The organism is Ignavibacteria bacterium (assembly GCA_025612375.1).
GTDB lineage: Bacteria > Bacteroidota > Ignavibacteria > Ignavibacteriales > SURF-24 > JAAXKN01.
In genome coordinates this window covers 49,648-68,778 of record JAAXKN010000024.1, presented here as the reverse complement: position 1 = coordinate 68,778, position 19,131 = coordinate 49,648, and the positions used below count along the sequence as shown (strand labels likewise).

General features: G+C 46.4%; 14 protein-coding genes. 4 read left to right on the top strand and 10 right to left on the bottom strand.

Features of this window, described 5'->3' with window-relative positions; all coding sequences use genetic code 11:
- Window positions 1–665, top strand: a 665-nt coding sequence (locus HF312_14040) for a CoA-binding protein (GenBank protein MCU7521338.1), incomplete at its 5' end; no start/stop codon positions are given.
- Between the two features lie 32 nt (window positions 666–697).
- On the opposite strand, the gene HF312_14035 is transcribed toward HF312_14040, so the two are convergent.
- Complete coding sequence (locus tag HF312_14035) at window positions 698–910, bottom strand: hypothetical protein (GenBank protein ID MCU7521337.1); 213 nt, start codon at window positions 908–910, stop codon at window positions 698–700.
- An 86-nt stretch (window positions 911–996) separates the two neighbouring features.
- Here HF312_14035 and HF312_14030 point away from each other — a divergent pair, with 86 nt between their 5' ends.
- Window positions 997–2,979 carry a DUF4954 family protein gene (locus HF312_14030; GenBank protein ID MCU7521336.1) on the top strand — a complete coding sequence of 661 codons (1,983 nt, stop codon included), beginning with the start codon at window positions 997–999 and terminating at the stop codon, window positions 2,977–2,979.
- Window positions 2,980–3,038: 59 nt separating this feature from the next.
- Here the strand turns inward: HF312_14030 and HF312_14025 are convergent, their stop codons facing one another.
- Complete coding sequence (locus HF312_14025) at window positions 3,039–3,920, bottom strand: NmrA/HSCARG family protein (protein ID MCU7521335.1); 882 nt, start codon at window positions 3,918–3,920, stop codon at window positions 3,039–3,041.
- Between the two features lie 171 nt (window positions 3,921–4,091).
- On the opposite strand from HF312_14025, the gene HF312_14020 reads away from it, so the two are divergent.
- Complete coding sequence (locus tag HF312_14020) at window positions 4,092–4,421, top strand: YbjQ family protein (protein ID MCU7521334.1); 330 nt, start codon at window positions 4,092–4,094, stop codon at window positions 4,419–4,421.
- A 103-nt stretch (window positions 4,422–4,524) separates the two neighbouring features.
- Here HF312_14020 and HF312_14015 read toward each other — a convergent pair whose 3' ends face one another.
- Window positions 4,525–9,108 (bottom strand): GNAT family N-acetyltransferase, encoded by a 4,584-nt coding sequence (locus HF312_14015; protein ID MCU7521333.1) that lies wholly within the window; start codon window positions 9,106–9,108, stop codon window positions 4,525–4,527.
- A gap of 278 nt (window positions 9,109–9,386) precedes the next feature.
- Here HF312_14015 and HF312_14010 point away from each other — a divergent pair, with 278 nt between their 5' ends.
- Window positions 9,387–10,526 carry a DUF1624 domain-containing protein gene (locus HF312_14010; GenBank protein MCU7521332.1) on the top strand — a complete coding sequence of 380 codons (1,140 nt, stop codon included), beginning with the start codon at window positions 9,387–9,389 and terminating at the stop codon, window positions 10,524–10,526.
- Window positions 10,527–10,570: 44 nt separating this feature from the next.
- On the opposite strand, the gene HF312_14005 is transcribed toward HF312_14010, so the two are convergent.
- The 7 genes from HF312_14005 to HF312_13975 all read right to left on the bottom strand — a co-directional run bounded on the left by HF312_14005 (window position 10,571) and on the right by HF312_13975 (window position 19,119).
- Window positions 10,571–12,445 carry a redoxin domain-containing protein gene (locus tag HF312_14005; protein ID MCU7521331.1) on the bottom strand — a complete coding sequence of 625 codons (1,875 nt, stop codon included), beginning with the start codon at window positions 12,443–12,445 and terminating at the stop codon, window positions 10,571–10,573.
- A gap of 196 nt (window positions 12,446–12,641) precedes the next feature.
- Window positions 12,642–13,595: a nitronate monooxygenase gene (locus HF312_14000; protein MCU7521330.1), complete on the bottom strand. Its 954-nt coding sequence runs from the start codon at window positions 13,593–13,595 to the stop codon at window positions 12,642–12,644.
- Window positions 13,596–13,700: 105 nt separating this feature from the next.
- Complete coding sequence (locus HF312_13995) at window positions 13,701–14,135, bottom strand: hypothetical protein (GenBank protein ID MCU7521329.1); 435 nt, start codon at window positions 14,133–14,135, stop codon at window positions 13,701–13,703.
- A 193-nt stretch (window positions 14,136–14,328) separates the two neighbouring features.
- The gene (locus HF312_13990; GenBank protein MCU7521328.1) at window positions 14,329–14,991 is read right to left on the bottom strand and encodes a hypothetical protein; all 663 of its coding nucleotides are present in this window, start codon (window positions 14,989–14,991) and stop codon (window positions 14,329–14,331) included.
- 121 nt (window positions 14,992–15,112) lie between these two features.
- Window positions 15,113–16,492: an ATP-dependent protease ATPase subunit HslU gene (gene hslU / locus HF312_13985; protein MCU7521327.1), complete on the bottom strand. Its 1,380-nt coding sequence runs from the start codon at window positions 16,490–16,492 to the stop codon at window positions 15,113–15,115.
- Between the two features lie 59 nt (window positions 16,493–16,551).
- On the bottom strand, window positions 16,552–17,094 hold the full coding sequence (gene hslV / locus HF312_13980) for an ATP-dependent protease subunit HslV (protein MCU7521326.1): 543 nt from the start codon (window positions 17,092–17,094) through the stop codon (window positions 16,552–16,554).
- Window positions 17,095–17,283: 189 nt separating this feature from the next.
- Window positions 17,284–19,119, bottom strand: a complete 1,836-nt coding sequence (locus tag HF312_13975) for a hypothetical protein (GenBank protein ID MCU7521325.1) — start codon at window positions 19,117–19,119, stop codon at window positions 17,284–17,286.
- Between the last annotated feature and the right edge of the window lie 12 nt (window positions 19,120–19,131).

Genomic DNA, 19,131 nt, shown 5'->3' with positions numbered 1-19,131 from the left:
TAGAATCCGGGAAGCACTACTTAACCGAAGAGGAAACGCTGAATATACTTGAAGCATACAGGATGCCTGTGCTTCCGGGCGCCGTTACCTCCACATGCACTGAGGCGCTTCACGTGGCAGAAGATATTGGATACCCCGTGGTAATGAAAATTGTATCCGACTACGTCGTGCATAAGTCCGATATGGGAGGCGTAGTACTTAATATTTCAAACAGCGGGGAGGCTGAAGAAGCATATAAAAAAATTATAAGAGGCGCCGAAAGCTCCCTCCCAAAAGGCGTAATTAAAGGCGTGCTGGTGGAGAAGATGGTAAAGGATGGCGAAGAGGTAATACTTGGACTTAAACGCGACGCACTCTTTGGACCCGTAATAATGTTCGGCCTGGGAGGCATTTATGTGGAGGTATTTAAGGATGTGAGCTTCAGAATTGCACCTGTATGGAGGGATTCTGTTTCTGAAATGATAAGGGAAATTAAATCTTATCCCGTGCTTGCAGGCGTGCGCGGAAAAGCGCCCAGGGACATTGAAAGCGTTGAGGTCTGCATAGAACGCCTCTCGCAGCTGGCGCTCGACTGCCCGCAGATCAAAGAGCTTGATATTAATCCCCTCATCGTTGAGGAAAAAGGCAAAGGCTGCTTTATCGCAGATGCCAGAATAATTATTTAACCCATTTAATATTTGTGTGGGGGTCCGCTGTCTCAGGCGTCCATTTTGAAATTAGGTATATAGAGGCTGATATTTTTTGGAATTCCGGAGGAATGATTTGTCTGTAGAAAAAGCGAGATTCCAACATTTCCATAGAGCCTCGGAGAGGCGACTTGTATGAAGGGAATGAATGTGTTAACCTGTTGTACAAATCGCCCTTCCAGGGCTCCGGGATTATTTGGTGGAATCTCCTTTTCTACAGACAAATCACCTCTCCGAGGTTCTTAAGGCACAATGCCGCCCATACAGAAAACAGGGAAATGAGAAACTATAATTTTATTCGGGGGCCAATATGAATTTGAGAAATCTGTCAGGATATGAAATCAACCTGCTCAACAGCCAGGGATGCTCAGCCGAAGACTGGGGATGCATCCAGGTGCCGGGGGATTTTGAAACCGAAAGAGTACGCAATGTTCACTTCTCGGGGGATAATATCCTGGGTGGCTTCAGAAAAATAGTTACACTCTCAGGCGGCGTCGAAATGCCTTCGGGCTTATATGACTCGCATATACATAACTGCTCACTTGGCGACGACGTTTTTGTAAGCGGCGTAAGGCTCCTGGCAAATTATGACGTTGAAGAGGGTGTTATAATTCAAAATGTCCTTACACTCACATGTGAGGGCATGACTTCATTCGGAAACGGAACAAAGCTCGAAATATTAAATGAGGCAGGCGGACGCACACTTAAAATATTCGACCGCCTGTCATCACAGCTGGCTTACTTCCTCACACTCTACCGTCATAAGATGGGCTTTATCCGCGAGCTCGAAAACATAATTGACACCTACGTCAAAGACAAAACTTCTGAAACAGGAAGAATAAGAAAGGAAAGCCGCATAATTAACTGCGGCGAACTGAAAAATATCTACGTCGGAGAAAATGCCGAGATCCGCGGCGCCCTAAGGCTCCACAACGGAAGCATCTTAAGCTCAAAGGAAAACCCCACTGTAATCGGCGCCGGCGTAGAGGCAAATGATTTTATTATCCAGACGGGCTCCAGCGTGGAGAATAGCTCCATACTCGACAAATGTTTCGTAGGGCAGGGAGTTAAAATAGGCCGCCAATACTCGGCCGAGAATTCGGCCTTCTTCGCCAACAGCGAGGCTTTCCACGGCGAGGGATGCAGTGTCTTTGCCGGGCCCTATACGGTTACTCACCATAAGTCAACTCTTCTTATTGCGGGCTTCTTCTCTTTCTTTAACGCCGGAAGCGGCACTAACCAGAGCAACCATATGTACAGGCTTGGTCCCGTGCACCAGGGCATAATGGAACGCGGCTGCAAAACCGGATCTTTCAGCTACCTCAAGTGGCCCTGCAGAATAGGTGCCTATACGGCGGTAATTGGAAAACACTTCACCAACTTCGACTCCTCCGACTTCCCGTTTTCTTATATCTCGGAGGAAGAGGGCAAAAGCACCCTTACCCCTGCAATAAACCTCTTTACATCGGGATCTAAAAGAGACAGCTTGAAGTGGCCCAACCGCGACAGGCGGAAAGGAGCGGACAGACTGGACCTCATAAACTTTGACCTCTTCAGCCCCTATACCGCGGGCAGAATGCTTGAGGCAATGGGTATACTGCAGGACCTCTATCAAAAGACTTCAAAAGACGTAAGGGCTGTCTCATATAAGGGAATAGATATTAGCCGGCTTATGATGAGAACTTCGGCCAGATACTATGAAATGGGAATTAAAATATTTTTGGGCAAGTGCCTCGTAAGCCAAATTGAAATGACCGGCTCTCAAGTGCTGGAGAGTTTAAGGACTGCTGAAGAAGAGGGTGCGGCAATGGAAGTGTGGACTGACATTGCAGGACTCCTTGCTCCTGTCTCACAGGTCAATGATTTTATCGACTCTGTAGAATTGGGCGAAGTAAACCGCATTGAGCAGATTGAAGAAAACCTTAAATCCATATGGCAGGGCTACACTGAAAATGAATGGCGCTGGTGCGTGAGGCTGATTAAGAAGAGATGTGCCATGGCGCGCAGGGATTTAACACCCGCATACCTCTCGGGAATTATTGCCGACTGGAAGAATGAAGCAATAAAACTGAACAACATGATCTTAAAAGACGCCCTGAGGGAATTTGATGCCGATTCAAAAATTGGCTACGGCATTGACGGCAGTAAAGATGAAGACTTTGACGCCGTGCGCGGAAATTATGAAGCCGACAGCTTTATAAATCAGCTGAAGGAAGAAAATGCGTCTATAGAGGATAGGGCCATGAAAGCGCTTTCAGTTCTGGAAAGCCATAGCGAAAGTGTTGAGGCATAAAAAAAGGCTATAAGGAAAAAGACTTAGTCTCTTCCTTATAGCCTTACTAATACAGATATTTATTTGTACTGCTTAACCTTGAACTGTGCAAAGTTTATCTTGTGCACCCATTCCTTGAACGGGGTCAGCTCAACGTCGTAGTTTGATCTCAGCGATTCAATGTTCACGTCATAACCAACCCTGTTGAACCAGTCAACCATCTGCGCCATTTCTTTGCCCACAATATTTTCATATTCCTTCAGGCTCAGTTTAACGTAGCTTACAGGCTCGCCCAGTTCGCCGCTTAGAATTGAAGCCGCTTCGGGGAATGTCTTCGAGTCACCGGCCAGCTCTATCTCCTTACCCTTATATATATCGGGATTGGAGAACGCCTGTGCGGCAAAGGCTCCCACGTCATCCACTGCAATCATCTGAAGCGGAACGTTTTCATCCATTGCACTTACAAGCTTGCCTGCAAAGATTTCATTACGCATTCCAATAAAGTTCTCCATGAAAAACACGGGGCGGAATATTGTGTAGGTTAATTTCTTATCCTTTATATAGTCTTCTATTTCTTTCTTGCTCTCAAAATGCGAAAGCCCCGTCTTGCGCGTGCAGCTTGCAACAGAGCTGTAAACAAAATGCTGTACATTGCTGTCCCTTACGGCATCAACAAGAGCCTTGCCCTGCTCAACCTCTCCCTGATAGCCATGCTCCCAGAAGTTCTGAACGGCAAAGACCCCGTACGCATCCTTTATGTGCTGCCTGAATGAGGCGGGATTATATAGATCGCCAACTACTATTTCTATTCCTTTGTCTTTCAGCCTGCGCGCCGGTTCGCTATCGGGGGTGCGTGTTAACGCCTTAATCTGAAAGCCCTCTTTCTGCAGATGATTTACAACCGCTCCTCCCTGTTTGCCAGTGGCACCAGTGACAAAGATCACCCTGTTGTTTCCAGCCATTTCATATCCTCCTTTTCATATAACATTTGTACTATTACTCTTAACTATTCTGCCCGTTTTCAAGCTAAAAGAATTAAAAAATAAAGTCAATGTAATTGCCGGGAGCCGGTTTCCTATTAATTAATTGTTTTAATATATTTATCCTGTCAAAACTTAAAACAGGAGAGGGGTATGGACCATAACTTAACTACAACTGCATTTTCAATTGACGGCTACAGGGTGGCAAAAAACCTTGGCATAGTAAGGGGTATTGTTGTAAGAAGCCGCTCTATTTTCGGGACAGTGGGAGCAAGCCTTCAGACTCTGGTTGGCGGCAACATAACACTATTTACAGAGCTTTGCGAAAAAACGCGCTATGATTCATTTGAGCTTATGGTACAGCACGCCGAAGAGCTCGGTGCAAACGCCGTCATAGGCATCCGCTACGATGCAAACGAGGTGATGTCAGGCGTAACCGAGGTCCTGGCCTACGGCACCGCCGTTGTGCTTGAAAAGATTTGATATAAAGTTGGATGTCAGGAACCATTTCCTGACATCCCTCGTGAGCGACATTTTCCACGGATAGGCGCCAGGAAATGGTTCCTGGCGCTGCTTTTGAATTGTATTACGTCAGAAACCTTACCAGTCCGCCCCAGCGGCTGTCCACGCGGAACATATGCTTCGAGAAAAATGATGTAAGATAAAAGTGCGTCGTTACTACCTGCACTCCTTCGGCCCTCAGACGGTTGCAGAAGTCCTCCAGTAATACGCTTCCAATGCCCCTGCCTCTGAACGGGGCCGCAACTACAATGCCCTCCAGGTGTGCAACGTTTGAATCCAGTATCTTGTAGCAGATTCCTCCGTTTACGCTTTCCTGCTCCTCGTTGTCTGTAAGAATAAGGAAGTGATCCTCAGATGTTATGTTTACCGGGTAGTCATCCAGTATAAACAGGCGGTTCAGGTTGCCTACTTCAAAAGGAGACAATGCCTGCCGTACAACGTGCGCAACATTCCTGCGGTCCGAAACCAGCGTCTTTACAATGACACTCTTCTTTTCATCTTCTCCCACCGGAATAAGCTCCATCTGGAGCCTCTTTGAAACGTCAGGAAATACAAGCTTGCTGAAGACCTGGCGGTCATCAAAGGAAGTAAGCGCATCCTGAAGCTCCGAAAGCTCTACAAGCCTTGTCGCATGTACCTCCGGCTGCTCGAACATTATCTGAATAAGGCGGCTGAACCTTTCTTTAACCAGTTCATCCGCGTTTGCAAAATATGTTTTCTGATAAAACATATACCGCGTTATTGCAGGAAAACGGTTGAGCTGGTAAAGTGAATACAGCTTTCTTATAAACTGCTCGCGTGCCTCGCTGGTGGATTCGCGGTTCTGGCTGATCCATTCATTGTAGCGTTCAATTGCGCCTAAAAGAGCCAGATTCTTATAAGGCTCGGTTTTCCTTTTTTCTATGTACCTGTCTATTGCTCCCCTGAGGTCGAACTCATCGTAGCGCGTGGGGGAATTCATAATGTCGTTTTTCAAATTTTCCAGATACCTCAGCGCTCTTTTTTTGCTGAAGGCTTCAACGGCGGCATCAAACATCCATTCTATCTTGATTGCATCCTTGTTCCAGGGATAGTTGCCTATTGTCTGCAGGTAAAAGTTCTTTATAAAAGGATGAATGATAGAAAGCGTATTTTTATAAGGCTGCCAGCCTGAAAGTGAAAGAATGCGCGAGTTAAGCTTCAGGTCCGCCTCCGGCACAACCACGTTTGTAGGCGTAATGGAGCCCGGTGTAAGTGCATATGCGCTGTTCTGCCATGCCTTAAGAAAAGCAATAAACGCCCTTACAAAAAGCGCCTTCCACCTGTACTCGTTCTTAAACGAGTTCTGCGTTGTTCTTACGCTGGAGTAATCCCTGATCTTGTCCCATACCGTAAGGTCATTCACATATGCCAGCGATGCCGCACCCATCGATGAGCGGAAGTTCCCGAACTTCGGCATTACGGATGAAGCCCCGGGATACCCCGAGATCTTTATCATCCAGTAGATTGTCTCGCGCACCGCGGTTCTTGTAATGTCGTCTTTTATAAGAAGCATCAGGTCGTAATGCTTGTCGTAGATCGTATTGATGCTTATACGGTAAAGGAAAGAATTATGCGGCGACAAAATTCTTGAAATCCAGATCCCCTCATGCGCAACCTGCTTCAGGTTAAACCTGTCTTCATCAAAAATAAGAAGAAGGGATTCCTTCAGGAATGTTGAACAGAAGATTACTTTTTCAATCCTCTTAATTTCATCGGGAGTAAAGTCCTCCTGGAAGACCACTCTTTCTTTCCAGTTTTCCTCCTCGCTTTCAAAAGGGGAAAGTTCAAATGTGGATTCAAACCAGGCTGAAAGCTTGTTGAACAGCTCCTGTGCGTAAGAGGAAAGCTGCGGCTCATCCTTGTGCAGTATCCAGCTTACGAGCTCCTCTCTTACAGCCCCATATGAATTTCTGTTGTGGCGTGCAAAATGTACAAGAAGCTCAAGTATCCTTTTGAACTGCGTTATCATTATGGGTGAGGAATCCCAGTCCAGAGTAGTACGGTACGATTCCAGCCTCTGCCTCAAGGCCTCAAGGCGCCCGCGTTCAAAATCCGCCTGCGAGATCTGCTCTATGCTTTTCTTGTTTATAAAAGGAAGCCCCGAGTTGATAAATGCCGGCAGGTACTTGCTGTAATCCAGCCACGGCTCGTCAAAAAGCAGTATCCTGTAGGCGTAGCTCCTGACCTCAAAATCCGGATGCAGGGCGAGCGATTCAAGCCTCCGCCGTATGAGGTAGGTTACCCTGTGGCTTTCGGTGTGGAGCTGCCTTTCAAGGCTCTGCACGGCCTCAAGTGCCGCGCTTCCGCGCCCGTAGATACTTTTAATTACAATGTCGTTCAGCTCCTTCAGTTTTGCTTCCGGTATTTTGTTGCTTATAACAGGAAGCTTTCCCGCGTAAAGCCTGTTTAAGGAAGAGGCGAGGAAAACCTGCGGCGAAATTTTTTCATCGTAAGGCGTATCCCATCCGTCCTTGCATAGCGCAAAGTTAATGAGCGAAATGTTGCCCGCCCAAAGCATCGGCTGCCTGATGAACACCCCGAGATCCACCTGTGAGCCCGAAACAATGTATTCAAAGTCGCCTATCTGGACCCTTTCTGTCTTAGGGTTAAATTTAATGGTGAGCCTTGTATCATTCAGCTTGTTATAAAGCCCGTCGTGCTGGCTTTTCATGTCGTACTCGGTAATTCCCAGGTCCCTTATAACCCAGCGGGGAATTATAACCTTAAGGCTGTCAATTTTGAAGTCCACGTTCGGATATTTGTACATCCTGCTTATTTCATTGGCAAAGCTGTTTTCAATAGCCTTTCTCCTCATGCTTCCCTTGGAAGTAAGTTCACCCCTCTGCTCTTCAAAATCGCGGTCAAGAATGGAAAAGTCCACTATGCGCTCGTACGGGGCAAGCTCCCGGTTTGCCGAGGCGATAATAGGGCGGAAGTAATCCGTCTGCTTCTTCTTGGAAAGTGCCTTCTGCAAAATAGCATCGTTTGTGTCGGGTACAATTAAAAGTGTGTTGTATGCCATCCCGTCGCCCACGAGGAAAGTCCTCTTGAAGCCCGGTATATTGTCAAAGAGTTTTTCTATGGGGCGGGGCGCAATTGTCTGTCCCTTTATATTTTTATAAATATCCTTTATACGGTCAACAATATGGTAGTGCCCGTTCTTGTCCATCTTGAACAGGTCGCCCGTAGGCATCCAGCCCTCATTTTTCTCCTTAATGTCGTCATCAAGGTATTCTGCCACGTAGTGCCCGGAGATCTCCAGTTCACCTTTTGTGTTTAGGCGCATCTCGATGCCGGGTAAAGGTATGCCGACTGAATTTTTTACGTATTCCCCCGGGGGCGTCATGCATATTCCCCCCGTGGCCTCCGTCATTCCGAAGCCGGAGCAGAGCTCAACACCGTGCTCATGGAAGAACTGAAACACCCTGGGATCCAGAAACCCTGCTGCCGAAAGCCCCCAGCGCAGGTTCTTGCCCGTCAGCTCACGGAAGAGCTTCTTATCAACAGCCTTTGACGACTGGTGCAGGAACTTGTCCCTAATCTGCACTAGCCTGAGCGGAATGCTTATAATGCCCGTGGGGTTTACTTTCTGCATGAGGCTTAGAAGCGTTTCAACCGAGGGGTTGCCTGCAAAAACATATGTGCCTCCCCAGAATATCATTCCCATCATTTCGAGGTATCTCCCAAAAGTGTGGTAAAGGGGCAGATAACAAAGCAGAAGCTCTTTTTCACCCACTTCAGGCAATGCCGCGGCTCTCGCGAAGCGCTTTGTTATAAGATTGTACATCGTAAAAACGACCCCTTTAGCCATGCCGGTGCTTCCCGAGGTAAAAAGAACCGTTGCGGCCTCGTGAAGATGAAGCCTTTTCCTTCCTGAAAGCACACTGTCAATTCTTGCAGGATCAAATTCCGAGATCAGCTTTTCCATTATATAGACCTCAGGCTGAGGCTCTATCCTGTCGTAGCCCGTATAAATGATCTTAAAGCTCCGTCCCAGCTTTTCACGGACCCTTAAAAGAAGGTTAAGCCTTGTCTCGGAATCTGTAACGGCAATGTTAATGCTGGTCCTGTTAAAAATATCCGCAACCGTATCCGAGCTGAAATGTATATTTAATGGTGCGTCAAAAATGTCATAAAGCAGGCATGCAATGTCGCAGCTTGCGCTTTCAAGCGTGTTTTCAGAGAATATTGCCACTCTCGGGCTTCCCCCGCCCGCCTCATAGAGGACAGATGCGATCTGGCGCGCTCTTTTCTGCACCCACCTGTAGCTGAACTCGGTAAGCTTATTGTCTTCGGTTATGCTGAAAAGGATCCTTTCGGGGTGTAACTCCACCCTCTGATCGAAAAGCCTCTTCAGGTTATAGTCCGACAGATCTATGGCCTTAAATGCCGTATCTGCCCAGCGGTAGCGCGCGGGCCTGTCATCCAGGCTCTTTAAGAATACCGGGTGGCGTGTTATATCAAGATATTCATGCCAGAAGGCCTCTTCAATGCCGGCTTTTTCAGGAGAGGAGAGTATTTCTTCGGCCAGGGATAATACCCTGCAGGCAGAACTTTTGTCCGTTTCCTGGCGTTTTTTCCAGTTATCAAGTTCAGAGCGTAATTCATTAAGTGTTTCGTTATACATAAATTTCCGTTTATATTTTATCAGATCCTGATTATTGGGCAGGAAAAACTGCCTTAAAAGAAACTTCTTCGTCCAAATTTATGATAAGTTGAATTTTGTTTAAGAGGGGAGAGTAAAAAACATTATGATTATACGTCTGCTCCTCTTATCTTTGCATTGCGAAAATATGCGATAATCAAAAATAAATAATTCAGCCTTTAAATTAAGGGAAAATCTTTTTTCCCCTCTTATTGCGATTTCCCTTTGTTTTATTTTTCCTTTAACTATTTTCCTTTTTTATGGACGCAACAAAAAAACGTTTTGCCTTTATTGATCTTTACCGTGGCTGGGCTCTCTTATTCATGATCGAGACCCACATCTTTAACGCCATGCTCAGGCCGGAGTTAAGGGCTTCGGAGTGGTTTAAGCACCTTACTTTTATTAACGGGCTTGTTGCGCCCTCGTTTCTCTTTATCTCGGGCTTTGCCTTTACAATTGCAAGCCAGAGAAAGCTCGAAGCTTTCAGGCAGTACAAGTTCGATTTCTGGCGGCAGCTGGGAAGAATAGTTTTAATATGGCTCGTCGGCTATTCCCTCAGGCTTCCATACCTCTCGCTCCAGAAAATGCTTCACAAGGCTACGCCCGAGGAAATACTTCCTTTCTTAAGCGTCGACGTACTGCACTGCATCGCCTTCGGACTGCTCCTTATGTTCATTCTGCGGCTCCTTATAAAAAGTGACACTATTTATAATGCCATACTTGCAGTAATAACGCTCATTTCCTTCATTTTTGCGCCGCTGGTTTATAAAATAGATTTTACTCAGTTTATGCCTCTTCCCCTGGCAAATTATTTTAACGAGCAGCATGGGTCCCTTTTCCCACTCTTCCCATGGCTCGGCTTTATGCTTGCGGGTTCGCTCATAAGCTATTATTACATGATGTTCAAAAACCGCAATGAGGAAGCCCGCTTCCTTAAGCTCGCAATGAGGTGGGGAATAGCCTTAATTCTTGTAGGGGCGTTTGTGCTCTGGTTTCCGCTTGATATGCTGGATTACATCAGTAAAGTTGTCCCTAACCAGTTTTTCTTTCTCCTCAGGCTTGGTATAGTTGTGGTGCTCCTCATATCACTCAGGTACTATGAACTCTCAAGGAATACAACGGAATCTTTTGTGCTTGAAGTGGGACGCGAGTCTCTTCTGGTCTACTGGCTGCACCTGCAGGTAATCTACAGGAAAATCTATCACGACACAACTATATATTCCATAGTAGGGGAGAGGTTCGATTTTATACAGTGCATCCTGGCCTCAATTGCCCTTGCGGGACTAATGGTTCTTTCTGCCATAGTATGGGGAAGAATTAAAAAATGGAACAGGCTCTACAGCCAGATTGCCGCCGTGGGCACGGTTACAATTGTGGTCATTGTCTTCTTTCTAAGATAAAAATGTGTCTGTAGGGGATGCCTCTGCCACGGCGGAAAGGCACGTTATTTCGCCGCCGCCAGACTGTAATTTATATCCAGCTGCTCTTTTCCCTCCGGCGAATTGTTTATCTCAAAAAGCACGTCTTTAATAAGGCACAAGCCTTCATTTCCTTCCTTGCAGTAATAAACCACCATCTCGGAATAAAGCTTGTCCACCCCGTTAAGACCCGGTAAATCAATTTCTGTCTTTGGGGAAGTAATGCTTTTTTCCACGTTAACTTTCCCGTCGCGAGAGAATATCCTTATCTTGCTCGGCGCATCATGGTTCAACCCGTAATTATTCTGAAATGAAAGACTAAGACTCACTCCCTTCAGCCTGGAAAGATTTACCCCGCTTAAAACTTCCTTGTCCCCCTGAAATTCCTTCTCATTAAATGCAAAGGGCTTTCTTAACTTTTCTATCCCCTTAAGCTGAAGCGTGGAGACTTTCTCCTGAGCAGGGTCAATTATTCTGACAAGATTGTTATCCGTATCTGCAACATAAAACCTTCCTTTTGCATATGAAATGCCGCCCGGTTCATTGAATTTTGCCTTTGTTAAATCTCCGTCATCCATGCCTTCAGCCCCTGTGCCTGCAAATGTCCTGCTCGTATTCTCCGCGGGGTCCACTATTTTAATTTTATTATTATACGTATCTGCAACATAAAGTTTCCCGTTAAAGTATGTAATGCCAAGCGGGTGCTGCAGCCTTGCGCGCCTGGAGTCGCCGTCTGTGTCGCCAAAATCAAAGAGCCCTTTTCCTATAATAGTCGAAACCTTTCCGTTTACAGGATTAAAGTCGGCGCTTCTTACAGCGCTGACCTCGCTGTCGGCAAAGTAAAGCCTTTTTCCGTCAGTTGTAATACCGCTCGGCTGTGAAAGAAGGGCACCTCTGAGCTCGCCGTCAACTATGTTCTCGTTTCCCGTGCCTGCGTGAATGCGGATTGTGTTATCGGCCAAATTCAAAGCCCACAGCTGATGCTGCCCGGCCATGGCGATGTAAAGAATGTTATCGTTTATCGTAAGATCCCACGGCGAATTAAGCCCTGCCTGTTTTGCGTCTCCTTTGGGGTTTCTGTTATATACCTGTCTTCCAAGTCCCGCAATTGTTGAAACCCTCTTTGTCTTAAGGTCAGCCTTGCGTATAAGGTGGTTTTCCGTATCGGCAATATAAAGCTCCTCACCCTTAAGCGCGAGCCCCTGCGGGCGGAAAAAAGAGGCCTCATTAAATGGTCCGTCCTTCTGCCCCGGTTTTCCGGATCCTATAATGTCCTGCACGTTCCCATCAAGGTCTGAAATAATAACTCTATCGTGGTTTGAGTCCGTAATGAAGAGCCTGCCGGAAGTCTCATCTGCCAGCACCTTGCCCGGGAAGCTAAGTATCGATTCGGACCTCTTATTTTTCTCAAGACTCAACTTTATATGCGTTTTGTTAATCGAAGAGCTGTTAAGCCTGATAATATCACCGATTGCGCCATCCATGCTTTCAAAAACACCTTCGCCCGAGTGATGCCCTACGACGTCGCCCCGGGGGTCTATTAGCACAACCGTCGGCCATGCGTTTGCGCCGTAACTTGTCCATATCTTAAAATCCTTATCGTTTACAACAGGGTGCTCAATGTCATAGCGAAGGATTGCCTGCCTTATATTGCCGGTTTCCTGTTCGGTGAGGAATTTTGCCGAGTGGACTCCTATAACAACAAGCTCATCGGGATATTTCGCCTCAAGCTTTTTCAGGTCGGGTATAATGTGCATGCAGTTAATACAGCAGAAGGTCCAGAAATCGAGAAGCACAACTTTTCCCCTCAGGTCCTGGAGTTTAATCGGTTTATCCACATTAAGCCAGTCTAGTCCCCCAGGGAATTCAGGTGCATCCCCGTGTGTATACCTGTTAGCCATAGCTTCACTTCCTTTGTAGTTTTTATCTGTGCAGCCGGTAAAACTGAATATAAGCAGAAGTGCTAATGCCGTTAAAGCCCTCATATAAATGCCTTTTTGATTCTGCCATGTTTAATATTCAACAAGTGCCGGAGGGATTTAGTTTCGAAGGGTTGCATGCCACAACCCTATGTGTTTAAATTTGGGAAATGCAGGACTAAATTTTCTTTTCCCCGCAGGGAAGATTTCGGCAGGCTGCGTCAAATTCCTGAATTAGCTTTTCCAAAAGACTTTTTACTGTAGGTATGTCTTTAATTATTCCCACACCCTGACCGGCTTCCATCATGCCCTGATCTCTGTTGCCTTCAAAGATGCCGAGGCGTTCACGCTTTTTTCCCAGAAGCTCTTTTAATTCTTCCGTACCGGCACCGGAGGCCTCGGCCGCCTGCACCTGGTCGGTATACTGGTTCTTAAGCGTCCTTACAAGTCCGATCTTCTTTAATATCAGAACGGTATCGTTGTCATGTGCCTCGCAGATCCTTTTCTTGTATTCCTCGTGCGCCGAGGATTCCACCGTTACGGCAAAACGCGTTCCTATCTGCACCCCTTCGGCGCCAAGAGAAAGTGCTGCCAGTATGCCCCGCCCGTCGGCAATTCCACCTGCCGCCATAACAGGAATACTTACGGCATCTTTAAGCTGCGGGATGAGGACTATTGTCGAAAGCTCATCAAAACCGTTATGCCCTCCGGCTTCAACGCCTTCACCTACAATGGCATCGCAGCCGACACTTTCGGCCTTAAGGGCAAATTTAAGAGATGGGACAACGTGCGTAACCTTTATGCCGTGCTTTTTTAATTCTTCAATGAATTTACCCGGATGCCCCGCTGAGGAGAACACAATCTTTACATCTTCTTCAATTACCGTTCTTACCAGCTCTGATGCATCCTCGCGCAGAAGAGGTATATTAACCCCGAAGGGCTTAACTGTTGCAGCCCTGCATTTTTGTATGTGTTCTCTTAAAAGCTCCGGCTTCATGGAGCCTGCACCAATTAGACCTAGTCCCCCGCAGTTGGATACTGCTGAAGCGAGTCTCCAGCCCGAGACCCAGACCATTCCGGCCTGCACTATGGGGTACTCGATATTAAAAAGTTCTGTAATGCGGTTTTTGATTTTCATGGCTTTAAAATAACAAATCCTGAACAAATTGAAATAAATTATATCTGTTCAGGATGGCATACCTGCTGAAACGTAATGATCTGCTGAAATATTATGGCACTAGAGCGTCCGGGCCAGCTGCGATCCTTTTTCCTCCATATTTGCCTTTACGTCTGCAATTTCCTTTTGCAGAAGAATGATCTTTTCTTCCCCCTTTGAAATTACATCCTGCAGCTTTGAAATTTTGGCCCTGCACGCCTTATCCACAAGCGCCAGGCTTTTGATTTCGCACTTGCAGCTGCTCAGCTGCCTGCTATAGCCGTCTAGTTTTGAAATCAGGTTCTCCTGAAACTTAGGATCACTTAACTCTTCCTTTGCAGCTGAAACAAATTTCTGTGTATAAACAGAAAGAGTGTCGTTAATTTTATCCATACGGGCTATAGTCTTACTGATGCTTTCCTCAGCCCTGGACTTCTCTTTTAGAGAAGACTTTTCCTTCCTGCTGCAGCCCGGGGCAATAAGAAAGACGGCCAAAAGAAAAATGGCATACTTCATAATCCCTCCTCGTTGCACGGACAAATTCTACCGGTCTAACTTATACCGGAAACTAAGCACATTTCTACTGGTACATTAAGGATCTATGACAAACATTCGGAATGGAGGCATAACTTGGGTAACACATAAATGTATGCTTATTTAACGCTATATGCAAGTATCGCACATCACAATATGCCGGGGAAATAATCCCCTAATCAACCAGATAAAGATAATTTGGAAGCTTTATTTTTATGCCCGTGTAGGCCCCTTTAAGATCGCTTAACTGGTCGCCTACGCAGCCTTCAATTTTGTAGCCCATATCGGTAAGCACCGTGCGCTCAATGCTCTTGAAATTCTCGGCCGGAGCCTTCAGCATACTGCCCTGCCGCACAATAAGCGTATCGAATGTTGTATAGCCCGCCTGCTTAAGATTCCTGTACGTGGCTTCGTACTGCGCCATCGTCCTTCCTGTAATAAAAAGTATGCGGAACTTCCTGCCTATGAGATAATTATAAAGGTTTTTTACGCCTTCAATTGCAGGAGCCTTTTCCTCAAGTATCCATCTGTTCCAGTGCTCTCCTTCAAAACCGAAACCAACACTTTTTATTTCGGAATAGTTCGATAGGACCGTCTCGTCTACATCAAACACTACGGCTGAACTGTCACGGACTTTTACGCCGTCAAAATCTTTAATTGCGTCTTCCACCACTTCCTGAACGTCTTTATCGTACTGGCCTGACTCGTAGTAAAGCCCGACTTCTTTTTTGGCAGTGTCAAGATTGAGCAGCTTGGGAGCAGAGGAGCACCCCGCAAGCATTGCGGCAATGACTATGATTGGTAAATAACTGATTGTACGGACATTAAAGTATTTCATAAAAATCCCAAATCAGAAAACAATTTTTTTAAAGGAACTAAAGGTATGAAACTTTTTACTAAATAAAAAACGGGCGGATTTTCCACATTAGAGAAATCCGCCCGCATAAAATCAGTTCATGTTAAAGTATGTATTTGCTCAGATCCCTGTTCTGAACAATCCTCTCAAGCTTATCCTTAACCATTTCACCATTGATCATTACCTTTGAGCCGGGGATCTGGTCGGGTACATTAAAGAGAATGTCGTCCAGTAGAGTGGTCAGAATTGTGTGAAGCCTTCTTGCCCCGATGTTTTCCACCTGCTCGTTTACTATGGTTGCAATGCGGGCTACTTCCTTTATTCCGTCCTCAAGAAATTCAATCTCAACGCCTTCTGTCTGCAGGAGCGCTGCATACTGCTTAAGAAGCGCGTTCTGAGGAATAGTAAGAATCTTGATGAAGTCGTCCTCGGTCAGGCTCTTCAGCTCCACGCGTATAGGGAAGCGTCCCTGAAGTTCCGGTATCAGGTCCGATGGCTTAGAGACGTGGAAAGCTCCCGAAGCAATAAACAAAATGTGGTCCGTCTTAACAACGCCGTACTTTGTATTTATGCTCGAGCCTTCAACAATCGGAAGCAGGTCCCTCTGCACGCCTTCGCGCGACACGTCAGGCCCCTGGCCTTTTCCGCCTCCTGCAATTTTATCTATCTCATCAATAAACACGATGCCCGAATCCTGCACGCGCGTAATTGCTTCTTTCTGCACGGCTTCCATATCTATCAGCTTCTGAGCCTCTTCCTGCGCAATTACTGCGCGGGCTTCTTTGATCGGGGTTTTCCTTTTCTTCTTTTTCTTGGGCATTATGTTGCTCATGATCTCCTGTATGTTTATACCCATGTCATCAAATCCGAATGGCCCCAAGACCTGCATCCCGACCCCGCCCTGCGCCGATGAAGTATCGAACTCCACCATCTTGTCGTCTAACTCCCCGTTGCGGAGCTTCTGCCTCATCCATTCGCGCGTCTTCTGGTTCTGGAATGCCTCGTCGGGCTCGTCGCTGTTCTCCTCCTGCGGAGCTGTGCTCGGCTTCTTTACAGGCGGAATCAGCAGGTCCAGAATTTTTTCTTCTGCTATTCTTTCTGCTTTCTCCTGAACCTCTCCGGTCTTTTCAGATTTTACCATTGTTACGGCAAGTTCCGTAAGATCGCGTATCATGGATTCAACGTCGCGCCCCACGTAGCCCACTTCAGTGTACTTTGAAGCTTCAACCTTAATAAATGGTGCGCCTGAGAGTTTTGCCAGGCGGCGGGCTATTTCTGTTTTACCCACGCCGGTCGGGCCTATTAAAATTATGTTGTTTGGAAGAATCTCTTCTTTTAGTTTTTCTTCAACCTGCTGCCTGCGCCAGCGGTTCCTGAGTGCAATTGCAACTGCACGCTTGGCGTCATCCTGCCCGATTATGAACTTGTCAAGCTCTTTTACGATCTGGGTCGGCGTCAGATTTCTCATTAAATCATTTTTCATTTTATGTAAATCCGTTTTAATTCTTATGTATATTTCTGGTTACAGTTTCCGGAAAAATATCAGATAGTCTCAACGCTTATCTTGTCATTGGTGTAAATGCAAATGTCTGCTGCAGTCTTGAGGGCCTCTGCTACAATCTCTTTGGCCGAAAGGCTGCTGTATTTCTTCAGCATTTTTGCTGCTGCAAGGGCGTACATTCCGCCTGAACCTATGGCAACAATGTTGTCCTCGGGCTCAATGACGTCTCCCGTGCCGGAAATGATATATGCCTGATCCTGCGACAGAACGGCAAGCATTGCCTCCAGACGTCTTAAGTACTTGTCTGTCCTCCAGTCCTTTGCAAGTTCAACTGCCGCACGCCCCACGTTGCCTCTGTACTGCTCCAGCTTCTCCTCAAAACGTTCTAGCAGCGTAAATGCGTCTGCCGCACTTCCGGCAAACCCGCAGAGAACCTTGCCGTTATAAAGTTTTCTTATCTTCATGGAATTGTGCTTTACAACTGTATTGCCAAGCGTAACCTGCCCGTCGCCTCCGATGGCGGCCACGCCGTTATGAACAACACCCAGTATTGTGGTTGAGCGAATTTTTTGACCCACTTTTATCTCCTGTTGTTTTGCGCGTAAAATTAATGGTAATAAAAAACCAATCTTCAGATCCGGGACAAACGCATCTAACACGCCTCTTTGTCCGGGGTTTGAAGATTTAATTGTATCTAATCAATATAATAAATTAAAGTCTTAAAAATATCCAAATGCAGGATAAGGAAATTCCTGGCCTGAATATGACCTTTTTTAAGGTAAATTCGATTTATATTCTAACCAGGGGTTTACCCACTCCGTATAGGGAGCAGTCATAGGTACGGCCGGAAGCTTGCCCCCGAAGCCCATGAAGCGGTAGGTGAACATCGGAACGTTTATTACCTGTGTGGACTGAAGTGCTTTTTCATCTATCCTGAGGCCGTACTCGCCGGCAAGCTTAACCGTGTAATTTAAGACGGATTTATATGCCTTCTCAGTCGAAAGATTCTTCTTTATGGAATCCCTAAGTTCGGAAAAAGGTTTATCCACGTGCAGTGAGTCTTCTTTTTTTCCGGCTAACTTAAATATTGAGTATCCTTCCGGCACCTTTAATGGGCCGTAGACGTCCCCGATTGCCATATTGCCTGCAATGCGGCCGATCTCACCATATTCATTTATGGAAAAGAAACCGGTCTCACCCTGCGTCTTCTTTGTCGACTCACGTTTTGAATACATGCGCGCAAGAACGTGCATATCCACGTCCTTCTTTACGGCATCCAGCACCTTCTCGGCAACTTCAAGGCTGTCTGTAAGCACTTCAACAATGTTTACCTGTGCGGTCATCGGGGCACCCTGCTGCACCTTGTGGAAATACTGCTCCGCCTCAAGATCCGTAACGCTTGCAGAATCCCTGAATGTGGATCTGAGCATCTGCGAAAGGTAATTGTCCTTCCACATGTCAAGCTCTCTTTTTACCTCCGGCAGGTTCTGAAGCCCGCGCCTGTAGCCTTCGCGCGTCAACATCTCGTTTTCCACGTATTTCTTTACCACCCTGTTGAATATCCCGAAAACCATCCTGGGATCCGCCGTCTGGGTGCTGAAGCCTTCCATTGCAAAATCTTCAATGAACTGCCTTAAGCTTACAGGATTTTTTTCGAACTGAACAAAATCCATATTCAGCACTTCAGGCCTGAAGGCGCCTTCAAGCTTAAGAATGTCCGGGGGCTGAAGGCTTACAAGGGTGCTGTCTGATATACTGCCGTTATTTTTTTTCTCTTTTATAATCTTTACAAGGTTATCCGCAAGCTCCTTAAAAAGCCTGCTGCTGACGTTCACTTTCTGATTGGAGAAGAAGCTGCGGTAGAACTTCTGATATACCCTCGCCGTGGCCCTCTCGTTTGTAATCTTTTTAACCAGCTGCTCTACTTTCTGCTGGTCTTTTGGGTCCTGCTTCAGTTCAACTATATCCCTGAGGCGGAAGATGCACCAGCCGTTTGGGGTAAAGACGGGTGAGGTATATTGTCCCACCATTAAGTTGTAAATTGCGTCCTCCACGGCTTCTTCCATCATGCCGTATGAAACGGTCAGTGTATCCAGCCCTTTGCTTCCGTTAGACTTCAGAACAGCATCAAAAGAGGTCCCTTTCTGAAGACGTTCATACATGCTGTTAATTTCTTTTTCAGATCCTGCAATAAGGTAATCGGTCCTGTAGGCAAACCGGGTTCTTAAATATCCCTTTGCTTCTTCACTCTCAGGAATAACGGTCTTGTCCTTAATCTCAAGCTTCCAGAGGGCGTCTCTTACATACATCTTTTCCAGCGAACTAAAGGCCATCTTAACGGCACCTGAGGTATCAAGCCCCATTTCCTGCGCCTTTAAGGCCCAGAGCTTCTCGGCGGCAAGCGAATAAAGAAATCCCAGTTTCAGGTTTTCAGGCGTTACTTTCTTTGGCGGACGCGGCCACGGCGTCATTTCGAATCTTTCCAGGAACTCTTCTCTTGTAATTGTTTTACTGCCGGCTTTGGCCAGGATTTCATCATTATTTGCCTGTGCTCTTAACAAAGCAGGGCAGAGTGCGATAAAAGTGAAAAGTAAAAAAGCTTTTTTCATTTTCTGTTTTTA

Excerpts from the sequence above, each read along its gene's own strand:
- HF312_13975 (MCU7521325.1), bottom strand. The coding sequence starts at position 19,119 with ATGAAAAAAGCTTTTTTACTTTTCACTTTTATCGCACTCTGCCCTGCT.
- hslU (MCU7521327.1), bottom strand. The coding sequence starts at position 16,492 with ATGAAAAATGATTTAATGAGAAATCTGACGCCGACCCAGATCGTAAAA.
- HF312_14010 (MCU7521332.1), top strand. The coding sequence starts at position 9,387 with ATGGACGCAACAAAAAAACGTTTTGCCTTTATTGATCTTTACCGTGGC.
- HF312_13995 (MCU7521329.1), bottom strand. The coding sequence starts at position 14,135 with ATGAAGTATGCCATTTTTCTTTTGGCCGTCTTTCTTATTGCCCCGGGC.
- HF312_14030 (MCU7521336.1), top strand. The coding sequence starts at position 997 with ATGAATTTGAGAAATCTGTCAGGATATGAAATCAACCTGCTCAACAGC.
- HF312_14005 (MCU7521331.1), bottom strand. The coding sequence starts at position 12,445 with ATGGCTAACAGGTATACACACGGGGATGCACCTGAATTCCCTGGGGGA.
- HF312_14020 (MCU7521334.1), top strand. The coding sequence starts at position 4,092 with ATGGACCATAACTTAACTACAACTGCATTTTCAATTGACGGCTACAGG.
- HF312_13990 (MCU7521328.1), bottom strand. The coding sequence starts at position 14,991 with ATGAAATACTTTAATGTCCGTACAATCAGTTATTTACCAATCATAGTC.
- HF312_14025 (MCU7521335.1), bottom strand. The coding sequence starts at position 3,920 with ATGGCTGGAAACAACAGGGTGATCTTTGTCACTGGTGCCACTGGCAAA.
- HF312_14015 (MCU7521333.1), bottom strand. The coding sequence starts at position 9,108 with ATGTATAACGAAACACTTAATGAATTACGCTCTGAACTTGATAACTGG.